The 18,359-nt window shown below is 41.2% G+C and carries 20 protein-coding genes; 10 read left to right on the forward strand and 10 right to left on the reverse strand.

The genetic code is table 11. From position 1 onward, the window contains the following. The first annotated feature begins 281 nt into the window (after nucleotides 1–281). A complete protein-coding gene (gene ilvA / locus EHS11_RS14770) occupies nucleotides 282–1,529 on the forward strand; it encodes a threonine ammonia-lyase IlvA (RefSeq protein WP_210413697.1) in 1,248 nt (415 codons plus the stop codon). Nucleotides 1,530–1,571: 42 nt separating this feature from the next. Here ilvA and metW read toward each other — a convergent pair whose 3' ends face one another. Genes metW through EHS11_RS14785 form a run of 3 tightly spaced genes read right to left on the reverse strand, consistent with a single transcriptional unit; the run spans nucleotide 1,572 to nucleotide 4,657 of the window. After that, a complete protein-coding gene (gene metW, locus EHS11_RS14775) occupies nucleotides 1,572–2,198 on the reverse strand; it encodes a methionine biosynthesis protein MetW (RefSeq protein ID WP_135765149.1) in 627 nt (208 codons plus the stop codon). Continuing rightward, a complete protein-coding gene (gene metX / locus EHS11_RS14780; protein WP_135765150.1) occupies nucleotides 2,191–3,339 on the reverse strand; it encodes a homoserine O-acetyltransferase MetX in 1,149 nt (382 codons plus the stop codon). The genes metW and metX overlap by 8 nt, the downstream gene beginning before the upstream one ends. Nucleotides 3,340–3,352: 13 nt before the next feature. Beyond that, a complete protein-coding gene (locus tag EHS11_RS14785) occupies nucleotides 3,353–4,657 on the reverse strand; it encodes an O-acetylhomoserine aminocarboxypropyltransferase/cysteine synthase family protein (protein ID WP_135765151.1) in 1,305 nt (434 codons plus the stop codon). Nucleotides 4,658–4,824: 167 nt separating this feature from the next. Between EHS11_RS14785 and EHS11_RS14790 the strand changes: the two genes are divergently transcribed. Beyond that, nucleotides 4,825–6,408, forward strand: a complete 1,584-nt coding sequence (locus EHS11_RS14790; RefSeq protein ID WP_246047920.1) for a hypothetical protein — start codon at nucleotides 4,825–4,827, stop codon at nucleotides 6,406–6,408. Here the strand turns inward: EHS11_RS14790 and EHS11_RS14795 are convergent. The 4 genes from EHS11_RS14795 to EHS11_RS14810 all read right to left on the reverse strand — a co-directional run bounded on the left by EHS11_RS14795 (nucleotide 6,373) and on the right by EHS11_RS14810 (nucleotide 9,856). Then, entirely contained in the window at nucleotides 6,373–7,134 is a 762-nt protein-coding gene (locus EHS11_RS14795) for an RsmE family RNA methyltransferase (RefSeq protein ID WP_135765152.1), read from the reverse strand. The genes EHS11_RS14790 and EHS11_RS14795 overlap by 36 nt on opposite strands. Further along, nucleotides 7,135–7,566 (reverse strand): hypothetical protein, encoded by a 432-nt coding sequence (locus tag EHS11_RS14800; protein ID WP_246047921.1) that lies wholly within the window; start codon nucleotides 7,564–7,566, stop codon nucleotides 7,135–7,137. A gap of 88 nt (nucleotides 7,567–7,654) precedes the next feature. Next, a complete protein-coding gene (gene fcpB / locus EHS11_RS14805) occupies nucleotides 7,655–8,485 on the reverse strand; it encodes a flagellar-coiling protein FcpB (protein ID WP_135765154.1) in 831 nt (276 codons plus the stop codon). A 120-nt stretch (nucleotides 8,486–8,605) separates the two neighbouring features. Then, entirely contained in the window at nucleotides 8,606–9,856 is a 1,251-nt protein-coding gene (locus EHS11_RS14810) for an AAA family ATPase (RefSeq protein ID WP_135765155.1), read from the reverse strand. A gap of 84 nt (nucleotides 9,857–9,940) precedes the next feature. Between EHS11_RS14810 and fliN the strand changes: the two genes are divergently transcribed. The 4 genes from fliN to EHS11_RS14830 all read left to right on the forward strand — a co-directional run bounded on the left by fliN (nucleotide 9,941) and on the right by EHS11_RS14830 (nucleotide 12,363). Beyond that, entirely contained in the window at nucleotides 9,941–10,456 is a 516-nt protein-coding gene (gene fliN / locus EHS11_RS14815; RefSeq protein WP_135765156.1) for a flagellar motor switch protein FliN, read from the forward strand. 11 nt (nucleotides 10,457–10,467) lie between these two features. Continuing rightward, entirely contained in the window at nucleotides 10,468–10,914 is a 447-nt protein-coding gene (locus EHS11_RS14820) for a GNAT family N-acetyltransferase (RefSeq protein ID WP_135765157.1), read from the forward strand. 60 nt (nucleotides 10,915–10,974) lie between these two features. Continuing rightward, on the forward strand, nucleotides 10,975–11,658 hold the full coding sequence (gene lsa25.6 / locus EHS11_RS14825) for an Lsa25.6 family adhesin (protein WP_135765158.1): 684 nt from the start codon (nucleotides 10,975–10,977) through the stop codon (nucleotides 11,656–11,658). A gap of 243 nt (nucleotides 11,659–11,901) precedes the next feature. Then, on the forward strand, nucleotides 11,902–12,363 hold the full coding sequence (locus EHS11_RS14830; protein ID WP_135765159.1) for an RNHCP domain-containing protein: 462 nt from the start codon (nucleotides 11,902–11,904) through the stop codon (nucleotides 12,361–12,363). A 73-nt stretch (nucleotides 12,364–12,436) separates the two neighbouring features. On the opposite strand, the gene EHS11_RS14835 is transcribed toward EHS11_RS14830, so the two are convergent. The 3 genes from EHS11_RS14835 to EHS11_RS14845 form a co-directional block, all read right to left on the reverse strand. Beyond that, nucleotides 12,437–13,375 (reverse strand): SPFH domain-containing protein, encoded by a 939-nt coding sequence (locus tag EHS11_RS14835; RefSeq protein WP_425460595.1) that lies wholly within the window; start codon nucleotides 13,373–13,375, stop codon nucleotides 12,437–12,439. Further along, a complete protein-coding gene (locus tag EHS11_RS14840) occupies nucleotides 13,372–14,298 on the reverse strand; it encodes an SPFH domain-containing protein (RefSeq protein WP_135765161.1) in 927 nt (308 codons plus the stop codon). The genes EHS11_RS14835 and EHS11_RS14840 overlap by 4 nt, the downstream gene beginning before the upstream one ends. 108 nt (nucleotides 14,299–14,406) lie before the next feature. After that, nucleotides 14,407–14,868 (reverse strand): NfeD family protein, encoded by a 462-nt coding sequence (locus EHS11_RS14845; RefSeq protein ID WP_135765494.1) that lies wholly within the window; start codon nucleotides 14,866–14,868, stop codon nucleotides 14,407–14,409. A 98-nt stretch (nucleotides 14,869–14,966) separates the two neighbouring features. Between EHS11_RS14845 and EHS11_RS14850 the strand changes: the two genes are divergently transcribed. From EHS11_RS14850 to EHS11_RS14865, 4 genes are read left to right on the forward strand one after another with little or no spacing between them, the layout of a single operon-like run. Then, nucleotides 14,967–15,407 (forward strand): heme-binding domain-containing protein, encoded by a 441-nt coding sequence (locus EHS11_RS14850; RefSeq protein ID WP_135765162.1) that lies wholly within the window; start codon nucleotides 14,967–14,969, stop codon nucleotides 15,405–15,407. Further along, on the forward strand, nucleotides 15,404–16,840 hold the full coding sequence (gene argH, locus EHS11_RS14855; RefSeq protein WP_135765163.1) for an argininosuccinate lyase: 1,437 nt from the start codon (nucleotides 15,404–15,406) through the stop codon (nucleotides 16,838–16,840). The genes EHS11_RS14850 and argH overlap by 4 nt, the downstream gene beginning before the upstream one ends. Further along, entirely contained in the window at nucleotides 16,833–17,717 is an 885-nt protein-coding gene (locus EHS11_RS14860) for a peptidylprolyl isomerase (protein ID WP_135765164.1), read from the forward strand. The genes argH and EHS11_RS14860 overlap by 8 nt, the downstream gene beginning before the upstream one ends. Continuing rightward, on the forward strand, nucleotides 17,714–18,310 hold the full coding sequence (locus EHS11_RS14865) for a hypothetical protein (protein ID WP_135765165.1): 597 nt from the start codon (nucleotides 17,714–17,716) through the stop codon (nucleotides 18,308–18,310). The genes EHS11_RS14860 and EHS11_RS14865 overlap by 4 nt, the downstream gene beginning before the upstream one ends. Nucleotides 18,311–18,359 lie beyond the last annotated feature (49 nt).

Raw genomic sequence — 18,359 nt, forward strand, 5'->3', positions numbered from 1 at the left:
ATCAGGCACTTAAAATCTGTTTTGTATATAACATAGGCCAAGTCTTTTTCCGCTTCATTTCAAAAAATAAATTAGGAAACAGTATGAATGTAGCTTAAGAAAAAAGCAAAAATGGCGATGTATTATTTAGATAGTAAATATCGCCGTACAGCTAAAAAGCCCGAAGCCAGACTCTTCGGGCTTTTTTGTAATGTTTCGCGGGTCGTTGTATTTGGTTCCGGATTTGGATTCTCCTGGATTGTTTTCGGTGCTTTTTGTTTTCTAGAAAATAGAAGATACCAATGACCGCAAAACCAATCCCTTTGGACATAGACAGAGCTTATGAAGTGTTGAAGCCGATTGTGCTCAAAACACCTCTTCAATACCATCGCAAATCCTCTGAAAAATTCGACTGTGAAGTCTATATAAAACGGGAAGACCTACAAGTCGTGCGCTCTTATAAAATCCGAGGCGCTTATCATTTGATTCAAAGTTTGAGCGAAGAAGAGAGAGTTCGCGGGATTGTGTGCGCGAGTGCCGGCAATCACGCGCAAGGTGTGGCATTCTCTTGTAAATTGTTGAATATCAAGTGCGTGATTTATATGCCTGCGATCACCCCTAAACAAAAAATCAATCAGGTAAAAATGTTCGGAGGCACAAACATTGAAATCGTGTTAGTCGGAGATACTTTCGACGAATGCCAAACATTTGCTTTGGAATATTCCGAAGCTCATAAAAAAATCTTTATTCCGCCTTTTGATCACACAAAAGTCATGGAAGGTCAAGGTACTGTCGGTAAGGAAATTCTGGAAGATCAGACTGAAATTCATTTTGTTTTTGTACCTGTAGGCGGCGGCGGTTTGTGCGCCGGATTAGGAAGTTATTTTAAAGAATATTCTCCAAAGACGAAAATAATCGGAGTAGAGCCGTTAGGTGCTCCATCCATGACGGAAGCTCTGAAGGCGGGAAAACCGGTCGCACTGGCATCCATTCAGCGTTTTGTAGACGGTGCTTCCGTAAAAAAAGTCGGTGATCTTACCTTTCCTATCTGCAAGGAAATACTGTCGGATATGCTACTTGTTCCCGAGGGTAAGGTAAGTTCGACGATATTGCAACTTTATAATGAAGATGCAATCGTTGCCGAGCCTGCGGGTGCTTTGAGTATCGCCGCACTGGATCAATATGCAGACAGGATCAAAGGTAAAAAAGTAGTTTGCGTCCTGAGCGGCGGCAATAACGACATTGATCGGATGCAGGAAATCAAAGAACGTTCACTTCTTTTTGAAGGATTGAAGCATTATTTTATCGTTCGTTTTGCACAGCGCCCGGGCGCTTTGAAGGAATTTGTAAATCATATTCTAGGCCCTACTGACGATATCGTTCGTTTTGAATTCATTCAAAAACACAATAAGGAATCGGGGCCTGCACTCATAGGAATCGAGGTGAAGTCGAATGAAGATTTTAAACTATTGATCCAGAGAATGGATGAATACAATCTCAATTACACTCTTGTAAATCAGAATGAAAATCTGTTCGAATACTTGGTTTAAAGTTTGGTGGTAAATGTATCTTTCTGCGGAAGTGGTCGTTATTCAACTACCCGCTTGGATTACAAACAAAGCTAAGGTGGCAAATACGTTGGGAAGAACTCTGATTTCCCTCTTTTCATTAAAAAAACTGCGCTGAATCACTTTGATTTTGTCTTTTTCTAAAAAGTTTTCGAAATCCTGAGAAGATAGAAAATGCAGGTTAGGTGTATCATACCAATGGAAAGGCATCAGTTTTGTTACGGGAGTTCTTCCGCTGAAGAGAACGGAAAGTCTGATCTGCCAATGGGAAAAATTGGGAAATACAACAATCACCTGTTTGCCGATCCTGAGGCACTCTCTGATGATGTCTCCCGGATTTAACGTCTGTTGGATGGTTTGGTTCAGTATTATATAATCAAAACTCTGGTCCAGATGATGGGCAAGTCCGTCATCAATGTCTCCATGATGGACATACAGTCCTTTTTTCACGCAACGGATGATACATTCGTCGTCTTTTTCGATTCCCTGAACGCGCACGCCTTTCTTTTTGAGGAGATACATAAGTTCTCCGTTTCCACATCCCAAGTCGAGCACGCGTTCGCCGGATTGAATCATCTTTTCGATGTAGAGTATGTCCGGACGTTCCGAGACATCAATGTCGATGTGATTTCCGTTTTTGCCTTCAGCCATAAATGACTCCGTCCGGATCATCGGTGAATTCCAAAAAGTCTTTAATGATTGAGTCCTGCTCTTCGCTTTGTAAAAGAAAGGAATCATGTCCTGCCGGGTTGTTCAACTCTACGAATATAACGGGGATTGCATTCACTTCCAATGATTTTACAATCTCTTCGGATTGATAAGGCGGATAAAGCCAATCGGAAGTATAAGCCACTACCAGAAACCTGCATTTAACACCTGATAGTGCTTTTGTAAGTTCTTTTCCCGTTCCCAAACTGTAATGATCCAATGCTTTCGTAACATAGATATAGGAATTTGCATCGAAACGGTCTACAAAAGATTCCCCTTGGTAGATCAAATAACTACCCACTGCAAAATCGGTGGTTTGGATATTTCCTTTGGGAGGTTTACGACCGAATTTGTCCCGCATCATCTCATCGGAAAGATAAGTGATGTGACCCATCATTCGGGCGAGCGCCAAACCTTTTGCAGGTTTGGTGTCGTCTTCATACATTCCGTTATTCCAATTGGGATCCGCAAGTATGGCTTGTCTTCCCACTTCGTTGAATGCAATTTGTTGGGCAGAGTGTTCGGCGGTCGATGCCATCACTATACAATTTTTCATCTTCTCCGGGTAGGCAACTGACCACTGTAAGGCTTGCATTCCTCCCATTGAACCGCCTGCTACTGCGAATAAGGTTTCTATTCCGAAAGAAGAAACAAGTATTTCTTGTGCACGCACCATGTCTGCTATGGAAACAAAAGGAAAACTGGAACGATAAGCTTTGTTCGTCGCGTTGGAAATGGTAAGTGGTCCGCTCGACCCTTTGCATCCCCCGATCACATTGGAAGATATGATAAAATATTTGTCGGTATCGAATGCTTTGTCCGGTCCGATATAAAAGTCCCACCAACCGGGACGTTTGTCACCTTCGTGGAAGCCGGCCGCATGGGCATCTCCGGAAAGTGCGTGGCAAACCAGAATGGCATTGTCTTTTTTCTCAGAGAGGGTTCCGTAAGTTTCGTAAGCAATTTCCAAAGGAGAAATGATTTCTCCGTTGTCCAAAGTAAGAGAATCAAACCGGGCGATTTTGGTTTCAACAATGCCTACAGACTGAGGATCTTTATGTTCTGAGCTCGCAGTGGTAGACATTTTTATCTCTTAATCAGATATTTTTGAAAGCCTCTTCTAAGTCTACCAGAATGTCGTCGATATGTTCGAGTCCTACGGACAACCGAACAAACCCGGGAGTGACTCCTGCGGAAATTTGTTCTTCCGAAGTCAACTGCTGGTGAGTCGTTGAAGCCGGATGGATCGCGAGTGATTTCGCATCACCGACGTTAGCAAGCAGACTAAAGAGTTCCAAACTATCTATGAATTTTTTAGCCTTCTCTATTCCACCTCCGATTTCAAAACCGATGATGGCGCCGTAAAGACCTCGATGATGGTATTTTTTAGCAATAGCATGATTTTTATCAGACGGCAGTCCGGGGTAATTGACCCATTCCACTTTCGGGTGTTTACTTAAGAACTCGGCAACTTTCAGAGCGTTTGTAGAATGTCTTTCCAAACGAAGCGCTACTGTTTCCACACCTTGAATGATTTGCCAAGCATTGAAAGGAGAGATGGCAGGTCCCAGATCTCTTAGTCCTTGCACACGAGCTTTCAGAATGAAGGCAATGTTCACTCCTCCGAAAGGTTCGAATTTACCAAACACATCCCAAAATTTTAAGCCGTGATAAGAAGGATCCGGCTCAGTGAAATTTTTGAATTTTCCATTGCCCCAGTTGAAAGACCCACCGTCTACGATGATCCCTCCGATGGAAGTTCCGTGGCCTCCTAAAAATTTAGTGAGGGAATGAACTACGATGTCCGCTCCGTGTTTCAAAGGGTTTACCAGATAGGGCGATGGTAATGTGTTGTCAATCACCAAAGGAACTCCCAGTTCATGTGCAATCTTTGCCACAGCTTCTATATCCAAAGTATCCAGTTTCGGATTTCCCAAAGTCTCCGCATAGAAAGCACGGGTTTTATCATTCGCAGCTTTCCTAAAATTTTCAGGATTGGACTGGTCTACAAAATGAACTTTGATTCCCAGTTTGGGGAAAGTATAATGAAGCAAGTTATAAGTTCCTCCATACAATGAGGAAGAAGCTACGATCTCCTGGCCTGCTTCCACGATATTCAGAAGTGCGAGAGTTTCTGCCGACTGACCGGAAGCAGTTGCAAGTGCTGCAACCCCACCTTCCAAAGCGGCCACCCGTTTTTCCAAAACGTCCGTAGTAGGGTTCATGAGTCTAGTATAGATATTTCCAAATTCCTGGAGACCGAAAAGACGTGCAGCATGATCCGTGTCGTTGAATACATAGGATGTAGTTTGGTAGATAGGGACAGCTCTTGAAGTAGTTGTAGGATCAGGTACTTGACCGCCGTGCAGTGCAACTGTTTCCGCTTTGAAATTACGTGGCATAGATAGTTTCTCCTTAGGACGAATTAGGCCCATTTGAATCGACTATGTAGTAAAGTCAAGAAATTATCCAATAAGTTGGATAATTATTCCGTATTATTGAATAGGGCAATTTGTGGGGAAATTTCTTATTTTCAAATGGATTCGATTCGATACTAATTAAGTAATTTATGAAAGCGATCCGGTATTTTGCCATCTCACTCGCCATTTTTGGCTATATGCCGCTTTTCGCACAGGTTTGGGTTCCTACCGGAACTGAAACCAGAAGACCTTCCGCCTTACAGTTTGATGCCGGTGTGAACTCTTACCGTGGAGATTATTACGGTTACATTTCTCCCAACTTTACATACAACCACGGGAACAATTTCGGTTATTCGTTTTCTTTGCCGGTCAACTCCTTACTGGTAGATCGCGACCCTTTGGCAGAAGGAGCAAAGACCGGAAAGATCAGAGACATTGATTATAACAGTAGAAACGATTATGCGCGCGTATTGAATTATGTTTCCTACGGAACCTACAACGGGCAGGTTCCGGGCAAAGTCACTTATTCATTTTACACAGGTAAGATGATCGACGGTTATATCGGACACGGAACGATCGTAAACAAATACCAATCTTCTTCCCGGTTTGATTCCTATAACCCCGGAGTTATGGCGGACCTTAACACTGATTACGGCGGAGTTCAGTATTTTTCCAATTCGGTCGCCACATTCGATGTGAATGCCGCGAGGGTTTATATCAAACCGCTTGCTATCTATAATAAAGTCAGATCTTTATTCAGCAGTTCGAGTGAAGGCATCACTTATCTCATGAACATTCGAGGAAATGTATTGGATGATTCCGGGCGATTGAGTGTGGAAGAGGAAGCCGGTCTTGATAAAACAAAATCAGGCCCGAAGAAAAAAGAAATCAGACCGATTAACAAGGATTCCAGAATGGAGATTGCCGAAAACGATCCTTGGTACAATCGTATGACTCTTGGTTTTACAAATGCATGGGATCGTTCCGCTCCCGTGCAGATTTCCTATAACTCGAACGGATCTCCCGTTACGGAAAAAAATCTGGACAATCCCAAAACCTCGGAGACATCGAAGGTTAGTATTGAAGGTTTTGATCTCGAATATCGGTTGTTAAATCTACCTTTTTTGGAATTTACACCGTATATGGATGTAAACAAAATCAAAGGTCTTTCCAATTCACAGGGAACTCATTACGGAGCTGCGCTTCGTTTGGGGACAAAAGACTTAAATATCATTATTAAACCGGAAATCAGGCATATGACTGCAAATTATGCTCCTATGTATTTTGATAGTTTTTATGAGATCGAAAGATTTCAATCTTTCCCTGTGGGTGCGCCGATGCGTACAAAGTTTGATACTTTAAAGACACAACCGGAAGGAAATATAAAAGGATACTACCATACCGTTTATATTAATTTTTTTCATTTAGGATTCGAGTTTGCTATGGAAGACTACGGTGGAAAAAATAATAAAAGAATTTTTGCTGCATCTTACATTCCTCTTGGTTCCTCTTTTTTATTATCCTTTTATTATACTAAAAAAGGTTATGAGAGCGGGGGACAGGCGTTTCAAATCGATGAAAATGCACAAGGTGCCGCGGAAATTTCAAAATCTTTCGGTCCGATTGTTCTTAGGATACAAAACTACAGAAGGTATTTTTTAAATTCTCCCGAAAAAACATTCCAATCTACGGATGAATTAAGGTTTTTGGTTTCGGGCGGAATCAGTTTCTAACCAAGTATTCGTTTGGTGAAGAAATGCGTGAAAAGCGAACTCCGTACGAAGAATCACCGAACCGAGTGATACGATGGAAAAAGATAGTTTTTTGAAGATTTCCAAATCCGATTCACTCCAACCAGACTCAGGCCCGAAACAAAAAGAAAGTTTTTCCTGATGCAACCGGTTTGGAATCGTCTCCCTGAAACTTTCGTAAGAAATTCCCGTCTTATCAAAAATGTAAATCCGATCGGGATTGGAAACCCTATCTTTAAACCAGTTTGGGTTTTTATTGTATTCTAATTTAGGAAAGTAAATATTACCTGACTGGGACATCCCGGATTCCAATTCTTTTCTTTCCCCTCCGTTATAAACGGGAGAAGTCCAAAATTCCTTGTTTTTTGCATATGGATTGGTAAATACCAATTTTGGGACTCCATACACTCCCGCTAGGTGGAGTATTTTTTTTCCTGTCTGCGGTCTAGGAAGTGCCAAAATCGTTTCTATATTGGAAAATAAAGGCGGGTTTTCTTCTTTCTCTTCCTGTAAAAAGTATCCGATGGATTCTTCTTTGCCAGTAGATTCTAAAATCAGCGTTCCTTTTTTTTTGTCTGGAAGGATTACCCGAATTTGATCTTTGGAACCTTTTTTTAATATTTCCGATAGGTGAGTGTTTTTTTCCCCCGAGATACGATAACGGGAGGAACTGAGTTCATCCTCTTCCGAGAGAACAATCCAGTTCAATTAGATCTCGAAACTAGGAGGTTTTATTTCTTCTTCCTGTGGTGGACGAGGAGGATCTTCTCCCATTGGGTTAGTGTTCGGATCTGTTTCTTCTTCCTGTAGCCCTCGGTGTGGATTGGAAAGCGGTTGTGAGTCCTTCCAGGATAAATTACGAACCAGGTATAAGCCTAGAATTCCGAAAAGTAAGATAGGGATCCAAAACTTAGGATTTTTCCAAAAGACATTCTCTTCCTGATATGTTTTTCTTCCGAATTTCGATTTTAAAAAATCAATCGGCGCATATAACAAATCTTTGATGAGATGCATGTATTCTCCGTTGCTTGGTTGGAATTGGAAAGAAGGGATTGTTTCTTCTTCGAAACTTCCCGGTATTTCCTTCTCATCATTCGGATTGAATTGAAATCTATGAGAGCAGACAGGACAACGAACCAAGATAGTTCCCTGACTGGCAGGGAACCTCAATGTGGTAGAACAATTCGGACAGTTTTTTAAAAAGTTCAGGGAATGAACCCTTGTGTTCTTAGTATTTCAAAGAACTTTTCAGAGTCTCAACATTCTTTTTGTAATGTTTGTTAGAGTCTCTGTCATTATAATCAAAAAGCTTTGTGAAAAGTTTATCAAAATAATCTAAGTTTTTGAAATAGAACTGCTTTTTGAAATGATTTCTAATCGGGTTTGTTTTTGTATTCTCAACATTGGAAAGAATGTATTTTCCAACACCTTTTTGAGAAGGAGTCTCCGGAGTTCCCCAGTTCGGATCTCCGTCATGTTGATAGAACAATTCTAACTTTTCGTTATGCGCCGGTTGCGAATTTGCTGCGTTATCTATGATCATGGAAATCACTTTGTCTTCCATTACAAAATTGTTTTGGTAAACATAAGTCCGAATCTTTGCGAGGTTACGAGGTTGTTCTTTTCTTGGATCCGGATCTGCGTTGTTATTGCCTTCGAAAAACAATTCGATGGTTTTGAATTTAGCACCTAAATTGTATTCAGACTTTCCATCTTCAGCACCTTGAAAATCAAAAACTTCCAAATGAACGCATGTGTTGTCAGCAGCTTCTTGTTTTTGCGCAGCCTCACATCTTTCTCCATCTTGGCTCGGTTTTCCTTTGAAAAGAATCGTGCGGTGAGGAAGTGTTTTCACCTTCATTTTAAAAAGTACAGTATGGCGGGTGAGCTTTTTATTTACTTCAAAGATATTATTATCTAATTCTTTTTCAGTTTCTGAAATAGATTTACCATCTTGAGTGGTGTCGATCCCAGCTGAGCCAGTTCCGGATTCCGGGCTGCCTTGTGCGGAAAGCCCTAAACTAAGAAGTAAAATAGGTAGAAATTTTATTATTTTCATGTCCGAGTCCCTAAAACGGTTATATTGAGGATAACTGGATACGGCCACATACCGTAAAGAAATATCCTACTAAATTATCGGAAAATCTTAGCCAAGGATTGACCCCGAAATCTAATTTTGTCACTTCCAGTGAAAATCAGGGAGAGAATCTTGGTAAAATAGGGATTTTGGAGCCTCGATCCCCCGATTTTCCCCAAAAGTCTCCGTCACCCAGCGTCTTTCCACGTAATCGCAAAAATCCTTCAGGTTTCTTCCCGAGGTTCCTTCCAATTTTTCAGAAAGGCTTAAGCGGTCTTCCCAGGAAAGCTGTCTCGCGTAACCTTCCAGAATTTGTGCCCTTTCTTCCTTATTGGGGAGAGGAAAAAATATCTTTCTGTCGAACCGGGAGAGAAGTGCCGAATCCAAATCTTTTTTTCTATTGGTGGCGCCGATTGTGATGATGTTTGTCTGTTTGGCGAATCCGTCCAATTTACGAAGTAGAACACTGAGTAAGTTTCTGGTCGCCTCAAACAAACCGTCCTCCCTGGACGTGGCAAGAGAATCTATTTCATCTAAAAACAGCATGGAACGATCGAAGAGAGATGCCGCATCGAAAACCATGGCCAGATTTTGAGAAGATTCTCCGTAATATTTGCTTAATATGGATTCGATGGGAACATAGATCATTGGCACATTGCAAAGGTTAGCGGCTACTTTTGCCATCGTAGTTTTCCCCACACCCGGGTCTCCTTCAAAGAGAACCGCCCTAGGTAGAATTGTGGTGGGAAATTTGCGTGTGAATTTGGTAATCTCCAAAAACGGTTCCGGGCGAAGCAGGGGCATCACCAAACTTTCCATTACTTGTTTTTTTACATTTTCATAACCGAATACATGGTCGAAACTCAGCGCATTTTCTTTCAGATTTTCTTCTGCAGGATCAAAGACTTCCGCACCTAATTTTCGTAAAACTTCTTTTGGGTTCGGCTTTGCACCTTCGGTACCGCTGAAAAAACGAAATAGCTCCAAACAGGTTTGAATTTCTTTGAAAGAATAATCTCCTCTTTTTGAAATCTCGACTTTTAACAGATTGGTCTGGTACATAAATCGAAATCGAATCCGATTTGAAATATTCTTTTCCGGTTCGAAAAGATTTTCATTCAATGCCTGAATGCTGAAATAACCTTCCTCGAAATTATAAATCCTGAAGTTTTCGATGTAATTTCGAATGATTCCCAGAGATTCGAAAAGTTTTTCTTTTCCTGGATGAGGAGAAGAAAATTTGAAAATGATTTCTTCCTTTTCCGAGAGGAATTGGTAGCCATTTCCTCCCAATTCCGTGAAAAACAAATCTTTCGCTTTAAAAAAGTCTAATTGAGGAGAAGGACTGGACATAAGAACGAAAAACAGGAAGATTTAATTTTTTTCAAGGAAGGAATTTTTATTTCACCGACAGTGTAAGAAAGAAGAGGTTTCCGTATGGGCGAGGGTTCATTATCCCAAGAGGATATAGATGCATTATTGGGTGGATTTGGTGGTGGAAGCTCTACACCGGCAGGTGGTGGTGGTGGTCTTGATGACCTGGATGCACTTGTCGGCGGTGCCGGAGGCGGCGGTGACGACGGCCCTTCTTTTGCAGATATTGCTGCGGCACTTGGCCCCAGTTCCACACCAACCCCTTCCAAATCTTCCGCAAAATCCCAGTCTTCCCTCGGAGGAAGCAATACTGCAAACCTCAACTTACTCCTGGATGTCACCCTACAGCTGACGATTGAACTGGGAAGAACCACAATGTTTATCAAAGACGTGCTGCAGTTGGCCGAAGGCACCGTTGTGGAATTGGATAAAAACATCGGTGAAGAACTGGACATTCTCGCAAATGGCAAGTTAGTAGGAAGGGGTAAGCTTATTGTGCTCGATGATTATTACGGAATTCAAATCACTCAGATCGTCGATCCTATGGAAAGACTCGGCGGAGCGCCTGCCTTTATATAAATAAATAACCGATGACCGATCCGGAGATTCATTTTGAAAAAATTGTAAACCCTGATGCGTCTACTCAGGAATTTCTATGGTCCCAATTGCATTCCTACAGTCTTTCCAAATTGAATGATCCTCATATGGAAGAAACTCAGTTCTTTTGTTTGTTGGCCAAAAGAGAAGACAAGATCATTGCGGCAGCGCTTGGTTATATGTACTTCCGGGGTTTGAATCTTCAGTTGCTTTGGGTGGATTCGGAGGAGAGGGGAAAGAATCTAGGCAAAGAGATGCTGCAAAGAGTGGAGGTGGAAGCGGTTCAATTGAATTGTTCTCTGATTTTCGGTTATTCTTTCGGATTCCAAGCACCCAAATTCTATCTCCAGGAAGGATACGAACAAGTAGGTCATATTTCCGATTTTCCTCCAGGCCATAATTGTTTTTTTCTATCTAAGAAATTATCCGCTTCCGGGTAGATCTTTTTTATTTTTTAAAAACACTTGCCTATATGAATTGGGTTTTCGATAACTTCAGTCATGATTCGTATTTGTTTACTCACTACAGTTTTTCTTTTCCTATTTCAATGCAAGGGAACTACTTTACCCCTTCCTTTCGGTACTGAAATGCGTATTATGCCTGTCGATACCGCAGGTACGGGTAAAATCGATACAAATGGTTATTATCTTCCCGAAAAGGATAATTACAGAGTTGTCTACTTGGAAATTGATAAAAATACGGATGGTTCTTCCGACGAATTCGTCTGGCAAGGGCATAGCACCGTCCAAGATCCGAACACTCCTTTAAAAAAGATGGTAAAGGTTCACGAAGAAGTAGATGAAAATTATGATGGAAAAATCGATCTCTTACGTTGGATGCTGCCCAATGAAAAGATAGTAATGGTTCAAAAAGACGCGGATAAAGACGGATTTTTCGAAACCACTCAATATTATAATTTTAATAACAGATCCGTTCGCAAAGAAGTGGATACTGACAAAAACGGTTTTGCCGATATTTTTATCTTCTTTGATAGAGCTGAGATTGATTCGGACGGGGATCGTATCCCGGATTTGTATGTTACCGGAAAGTCCGATTTGGAATTGGAAGAAAAGGCAACTAACCGAAGGGATACGAAACCTTTGAAAAAAGACGAATCTTACCTATTCAATCAGAAATTTCTTCCTATGGAGCAAAGAGCCATTATCGGAAGCGGTCTTCTCTGATTTTTTTCTTGCAGCCAAACATAGTTCCTTTCAGTTTGGAGAGGAACTATGTTACACTACCAGGTCATTGCCTAACAAGCCGATTGAGACAACTCTTCCAGAGTAGTTTCCTTTAATTTATAGCGGTTTGTTGCGGCACAGCTTCAAAGGATACATTCTAGATTTCAGTTTTCTCCATTGGCAGATTCCAAAGGATATACATCCTTTTCTCTTTAAGAGAGCTTCGCTTGCCGCGAAACGGAAATGACTAAAGACTTTCATGAAACCCATTTCGTAAAAATTACCAAAAAGAAAAAATTCGATGATTTTGATTCGGAAGAAGAATCAAAAGAACGAAACAAACAGATTACTTATAGAAACAATTCCTGCCAGGATGAATTTCGATGTAAACACTGTAAGGCGATGATCGGCCAGATTGGTTTTGGAACCAGCCAAAGAAACCATTGTCCCAACTGTTTGCATAGCCTTCATGTGGATAAAAGTCCGGGAGATAGGGCTTCCGATTGCGGAAGTATTATGGAGCCGATTTCCATTTGGGTCCGCAAAGAAGAATGGGTCTTGCTTCACAGATGCAAAGGTTGCGGAGTCATCCACGCCAATCGTATCGGGCCGGATGATAATGAAATTTTACTTCTTTCCCTTGCGGCAAAAGCACTGGCAAAGCCCTGTGTCCCTTTGTATAAGGAAGAAGAAAGTTGGGAGTAGTTTGAAATAAATAAAATTCCCCGGTTTTCCTTAAATCCATTCCGGCCGGGGAATTTTACAAAATCAAATCAAGTTATTCTTTCGTTTTTGACCTTGTTCCTGTTAGGTTGGCAATCAGGTTCGGCAGATTCATTACATCAGCGGGGATGAGTATCTCCGTATTTTCTTTGGCAAGATTGAGAAAATTTTGGATGAATGCCCTGGTAATCTGCAATTTGACTGCGGATCCTCCTTCCTGTTCGGCAATGGAACTTGCAACTGATTCGATACCTTTTGCACTCGCTTGTGCAATTGATTCGATTTCCGAAGCCTTACCTTCTGCCGAGTTGATCCTTCTTTGTTTTTCCCCTTCCGATTTGTTGATCGCTTCTTCTTTGAGACCGAGGGAACGATTGATTCTTGAGTCTCTTTCTCCTTCCGAAAGTAAAATCTGCGAACGTTTCGAAATTTGAGCTTTCTTCTCTTTTTCCATCGCATCTAACACTGATTTTGGGGGAACGATATTTAAAATCTCATAACGGTTTACTTTGATTCCCCAAGGACCGGAGGCTTGGTCCACTGCGGCGACGATCGTCGAATTGATCATATCCTTTTCTCCACCGATGGTTTTGTCCAATTCCATGGTTCCGATGATGGAACGCATTGTGGTTTGTGCCAATTGAATGGAAGCAAATTTGTAATCCTGAATTCCATAAGCCGCACGAACAGGATCGATTACTTTGATATAAAGTACTCCATCTACTTTCACCTGTACGTTGTCATGTGTAATACAGATTTGAGGTTGTACGTCGATGGCCTGTTCTTTTAAAGACAGATAATAAGCGTCCCGATCAACAAAGGGAACCAAAAGATGAAAGCCTGCGCGGAGAGTCCGATTGTATTTTCCCAATCTTTCTACGATTAACACGTCTTGTGCGGGGATGATTCTGATGCAACGAAAGATCTTATAGGCAAGATAGATGGTAACGATTGTCCAAAAACCAACGATTATATAATTTTCACTCATTTTTATTCTCCTTGGTTACTGTTTGGCAATTTTGTAGTGATTCGGGAAAGTCCTTCGAAGACTCCTCCTATATTGGCCAGGTTTTCCGGAACGACTGTTGTTTTCGATGTTTTCAGGATCGTTCCCAATGCGTCCAGATACTCTTGGGTGATCTGCAAGCTCACTGCTTCTTTTCCACCTTTTTTGTTAATGGCTTCGGAAACCAATTTTAGTCCGCGCGCTGTTGCCGTTGCGATGACTTCGATTTCTTTGGCTCTACCTTCCGCTTCATTGACCAGTCGGATTTTTTCTCCTTCGGAGATATTGATTGATTCTTGTCTTTCACCTACGGATTTGTTTACAAGGGATTCTTTCTCACCTTGAGAAATGGTAATCTCCGCTCTTCTTTCTCTTTCCGCCTTCATCTGGTTTTCCATTTCCAAAAGGATTTGTTTGGGAGGAGTTATGTTTCTGATTTCATAACGGGTCACTTTGATTCCCCAAGGGTCGGTCGCGCGATCGATGTTGGAAACCACATTTGCATTGATTTCTTCTCTTTCCGATAACAGATTGTCTAACACTAGTTTGCCGATTTCCGAACGCAAGGTCGTTTGTGCAAGTTGCGAAGTCGCCAACATGAAATTGTCGATTCCGTAAGATGCTTTTTCGCTGTCGATTACCTTCATATACAAAACCCCGTCCACTTCTACGGAGACGTTGTCTTTGGTAATGCACACTTGCGGATCGATATCAATCGTCTGTTCTTTTAGATTTTGTCTGTAACGGATTTGATCGACGAAAGGGATCATAAAATAAAATCCTGGTTTGAGAACACCTTGAAATACGCCTAACCTTTCTTTGATGTGTTCGCTTTGTTCCGGAACGATGATGATTGTTTTACTGATGATATAAATCAGCAAAACAAAGATAATGATGAATACAGAGCCCATGTATCTTTCTTTTCTCCTTATTCTGACTAGGACGTTATGATAGACTAAGGCAGGGAAAGAGAAAAGGGATTTTTTATTGGAATCGTTTTTTTTTAAATCGAAAAAGAATTAATCTCCAAGTGAAATTTTTTCCACTGTGAATGTAAGATTGTCACGAGATAAAATTCTTACTTGGGAACCTTTGGGAATTTTTTCCTTTTGGCTGATGGCATCCCAGACAGTTCCTTGGAATAGCACTTTGCCTCCCAGCTGTCCTACCAAAACATCCGTTTCCACAGGGACGATCTGTTGCAAATAATCGTCTTTGATAAAAGGATCAACAGTCGATTCCGATTTGAATAATTTCTTAACGGCAGAGCCGCCTAAAATCAGCGAGGCAAGTGTGGAAATCATCCAGACTACCACTTGGGCGGTAAAACTCATCGGTATCAGTCGCGCGGCAATCCCTGTGATGATTCCGCCGATTCCTAAGAACATAATAAATGTACCCGGAAAAACAAATTCCAAAGCTAAAAATAGAATTCCGCCTATGATCCAAAGGTAAGGGGATTGTTCGAATAAAATCTCCAATATTTGCTCCTGTATGGAATCAAGACCGGTCTCCGGCCCATTAGCAAGATAAAAATATACTTTGAATTCATCCTCTTTCCTAAACCCTGTCATGAGATATGAAAAGGGTAACTTATCTATTTTTGATTCTCTCGGTACTTGTCCAATTCATTCCTGTAGAAAGAGATAATCCGGAAGAGTCCGCACCGATTCGCGCGGATTCCAAATTGAATTCCATCTTGGAAAGAAGCTGTTACGATTGTCATTCCCATAAAACAAAATGGCCGATCTATTCTTATGTATTTCCCGTATCCTATTTTGTTTCCAATCATGTAAAGGAAGGAAGGGAAGAACTCAATTTCTCCGAATGGGAAAAACTTTCCATTGATAAAAAAATCAAAAAAGCGGATTCGATTTTGGAAGCGGTCGAAGAGGAAGAGATGCCTCTGAAATCCTACACTTGGATTCATAGAGATGCGGTCATTGGCGAAGAAGATATAAAAATACTGAAAGACTGGATTTCCGCACTGGAAGAGGAGAGCGAAAAGGAATCGTTATGAAAGAAAAAAAACTTTGGGGAGGACGATTTTCAGAAGCTCCTTCCTCACTTATGGTTCGAATCGGTGAGTCGATTAGTTTTGATAAGGAATTGTACAAACAGGACATTACCGGATCTATTTCCCATTCCAGAATGCTGAGAAAGATAGGGATTCTTACCGGAGAAGAACAGAAAAAAATTGAAGATACTTTAAAACTCATCGGAAAGGAAATAGAATCGGGTAAATTCGAATTCAAAATAGAAAACGAAGACATTCATATGTCCATTGAGTCCCGCCTAACTGATATTCTCGGAGACTTGGGGAAAAAATTACATACGGCACGTTCCAGAAACGATCAGGTCTCGCAAGACGTACGTCTCTACCTGAAAGAAGAAATTACAAATATCCTAAGTCTTTTGTTTTCCCTTTTGGAAAGTTGGCTGGAGAAGGCGGAAAAATCGGTCGACATCGTCATTCCGGGATACACTCATTTGCAGATTGCACAGCCAATCCGGGCCTCTCATTATTTTTTATCCCATTTTTGGGCGAACTTACGTGACTTTGAAGATTTTTTATCGGCAAGGGAAAGGGCAGACGAACTGGTATTAGGTTCCGGTGCCCTGGCCGGTGTGAATTATGCGACGGATAGAAATTTTTTACAAAAGGATTTGAATCTGGGGAGAATCTCCGAAAATTCAATGGATGCTGTTTCGCAAAGAGATCATATCCTGAAATTTTTATTCGTATCTTCCCAGTTTTATATACATGCTTCCCGATTTTGCGAAGAGATCATTTTGTTTTCTTCTCAGGAATTTTCTTATTTCAAACTTCCCGATTCGCTTACCACCGGTTCGTCGATCATGCCTCAGAAAAAAAATCCTGATGTTGCCGAATTGATTCGGGGAAAAACGGGAAGAGTTGTTGGAGGACTCAACCATGTTCTGATGATGATGAAGGGAACACCTTCTGCGTACAATCGGGATTTTCAAGAAGACAAAATCCCTTTGTTTGACACGGTAAAACAGGTAAAACTTGCCATAGAAGGGATTCGGGAGATGGTTTCCGGCCTTGAGATTTTTCCGGCAAATGCGGTGAGAAGTCTACGTTCCGGTTTTTCCACTGCTACGGATCTCGCAGACTGGCTCGTTTTTCAAAAAAAGATTCCTTTCCGAACCTCACATGAAATTGTTGGGGAGCTTGTGAAACATTGTTCCTCCAGGGGTTGGGATTTATTTACCATTCCACAAGGGGAAAGAGGAAAGATCCATGCAGTCCTCGCCGATCCGGGTTATGAGGATGCAATTGTACTCGAGACTTCTTGCGATAAAAAGAATGTTCCCGGGGGAACTTCCAAACCAATGCAGAAAGAACAACTAAAGAATGCTAAGCGAAAACTAAAAGAACTAGAAAAACGATTTCAAATTCAATCTTCCAAAGGCAAAAAGAATGTTTAAGATTTTCCAAACGAAACTTATCCTATTACTCGCATTATTCGGATTCTGTTTTTTTACCATCCAATGTGGTGAAAAAAGATTTAAAAAAATGACATACGAACCTATCTCCTATTCCAGCACGAAAGTCATAGTAAAACGTGCGGATACCGTAAATGTAAAACTTCCGGAAAAACCTGCGGTCTATGCGGTTATTCAAACAACGACAGGGGATCTGGTCTTGGAATTATTTGCGGACGCAGCTCCCAAAACCGTCCAAAACTTCATCGACCTTGCCCAAGGGGAAAAAGACTTCACCAATGAAAAAGGGGTAAAAGAAAGACGTCCCTTTTACGACGGACTTAAATTCCATAGAGTGATTCCTGATTTTATGGCACAAGGCGGATGTCCTAGAGGAGACGGAGGAGGAGGCCCTGGCTATAAATTTGAAGATGAGATCAATGCGAAAGCGATCGGACTCGATAAATTAAAAGTGAAAGACGCTCCTCAATTCCAGGCACAATTGCAAAGAGTCGTACTTTCCGAGTTCAATATTCAAAACAGACAACAGTTAGACGAAAAACGTGTCGAAGTGGAAGCCGCTTATACGGATGCTTTGGAGCTTCCAGTTATGGAAATTCTATATAGAATCGGATACCGTTTCAATGAAGTTGTTCCAAGTAAAAAAGCTGTGAGACATTCTTTAGCTATGGCGAATGCAGGTCCAAATACAAACGGATCTCAATTTTTTATCAATCAAGTGGATACCCCTCATCTGGATGGAATTCACACGGTTTTCGGTCATTTGGTTTCAGGAACGGAAGTTTTGGATCGAATCATAGAAAAAGGAAATTTACAAACTACGATTAGAAAAGTATCAGTGGTAGATAAAAGACAATGAATTACCTAGACGGAGTTGAAATCATTCGAAAATACACTGCCGGCTCCTCTGTGGAACCGGTGTTGGACTTTATTCAACTCGTCCCGCATGATGAGGAAGGTTTTGCCAATGCATTGGATGAAATCGGCTCTACCAATAAATACCCTGATACCTTAGTCGGTCTTTTGTCCTTTATTAGTTTTATTTTGGCTCATAAAGCAAAAGTCAACGACTTGTATGAAAATGCCTTGGACCGTTACGAGGTATTGAGTCAGATGACTACAAAAAGAAAGCCGAATGATGAAGAGGCGAAGATCAAACGAACTTTGACGGATTTTATTTTAAAAATAGAAAAGGTATTCGAGATCCAAGACCTAACAGATGAAAGTTTGGTCAAAGAATTGAACCGGTTTGTCTCCGAGGCAAATCTTTACGGAATCACTGAAAATGAAATCAAAACCATGAAGATTTCTTCAAAAACGGTGGCACTTGTAGAGGCTCATTTGGACAAACATCGCGAAAACTACTATCAGTATAAAAAGTTTAAAGCGATTATGATCCGCCTGATCCGAATTGCGGATTATATCATTGCAGAAGCCAAAAGAATGGTCTGATTCGCCCATTTATGTCTTAAAAAATCTCCTAAAGATTTCCGGTTTCTGC

Source organism: Leptospira ilyithenensis (assembly GCF_004771005.1).
Lineage (GTDB): Bacteria > Spirochaetota > Leptospiria > Leptospirales > Leptospiraceae > Leptospira_A > Leptospira_A ilyithenensis.

What these genes read in the sequence shown, in the direction of transcription:
- EHS11_RS14860 (WP_135765164.1), top strand. Translation starts at nt 16,833, where the DNA reads ATGTTTAAGATTTTCCAAACGAAACTTATCCTATTACTCGCATTATTC.
- EHS11_RS14790 (WP_246047920.1), top strand. Translation starts at nt 4,825, where the DNA reads ATGAAAGCGATCCGGTATTTTGCCATCTCACTCGCCATTTTTGGCTAT.
- EHS11_RS14820 (WP_135765157.1), top strand. Translation starts at nt 10,468, where the DNA reads ATGACCGATCCGGAGATTCATTTTGAAAAAATTGTAAACCCTGATGCG.
- ilvA (WP_210413697.1), top strand. Translation starts at nt 282, where the DNA reads ATGACCGCAAAACCAATCCCTTTGGACATAGACAGAGCTTATGAAGTG.
- EHS11_RS14830 (WP_135765159.1), top strand. Translation starts at nt 11,902, where the DNA reads ATGACTAAAGACTTTCATGAAACCCATTTCGTAAAAATTACCAAAAAG.
- EHS11_RS14810 (WP_135765155.1), bottom strand. Translation starts at nt 9,856, where the DNA reads ATGTCCAGTCCTTCTCCTCAATTAGACTTTTTTAAAGCGAAAGATTTG.
- lsa25.6 (WP_135765158.1), top strand. Translation starts at nt 10,975, where the DNA reads ATGATTCGTATTTGTTTACTCACTACAGTTTTTCTTTTCCTATTTCAA.
- fliN (WP_135765156.1), top strand. Translation starts at nt 9,941, where the DNA reads ATGGGCGAGGGTTCATTATCCCAAGAGGATATAGATGCATTATTGGGT.
- EHS11_RS14865 (WP_135765165.1), top strand. Translation starts at nt 17,714, where the DNA reads ATGAATTACCTAGACGGAGTTGAAATCATTCGAAAATACACTGCCGGC.
- fcpB (WP_135765154.1), bottom strand. Translation starts at nt 8,485, where the DNA reads ATGAAAATAATAAAATTTCTACCTATTTTACTTCTTAGTTTAGGGCTT.
- argH (WP_135765163.1), top strand. Translation starts at nt 15,404, where the DNA reads ATGAAAGAAAAAAAACTTTGGGGAGGACGATTTTCAGAAGCTCCTTCC.
- metW (WP_135765149.1), bottom strand. Translation starts at nt 2,198, where the DNA reads ATGGCTGAAGGCAAAAACGGAAATCACATCGACATTGATGTCTCGGAA.
- EHS11_RS14850 (WP_135765162.1), top strand. Translation starts at nt 14,967, where the DNA reads ATGAAAAGGGTAACTTATCTATTTTTGATTCTCTCGGTACTTGTCCAA.
- EHS11_RS14840 (WP_135765161.1), bottom strand. Translation starts at nt 14,298, where the DNA reads ATGGGCTCTGTATTCATCATTATCTTTGTTTTGCTGATTTATATCATC.
- EHS11_RS14785 (WP_135765151.1), bottom strand. Translation starts at nt 4,657, where the DNA reads ATGCCACGTAATTTCAAAGCGGAAACAGTTGCACTGCACGGCGGTCAA.
- metX (WP_135765150.1), bottom strand. Translation starts at nt 3,339, where the DNA reads ATGTCTACCACTGCGAGCTCAGAACATAAAGATCCTCAGTCTGTAGGC.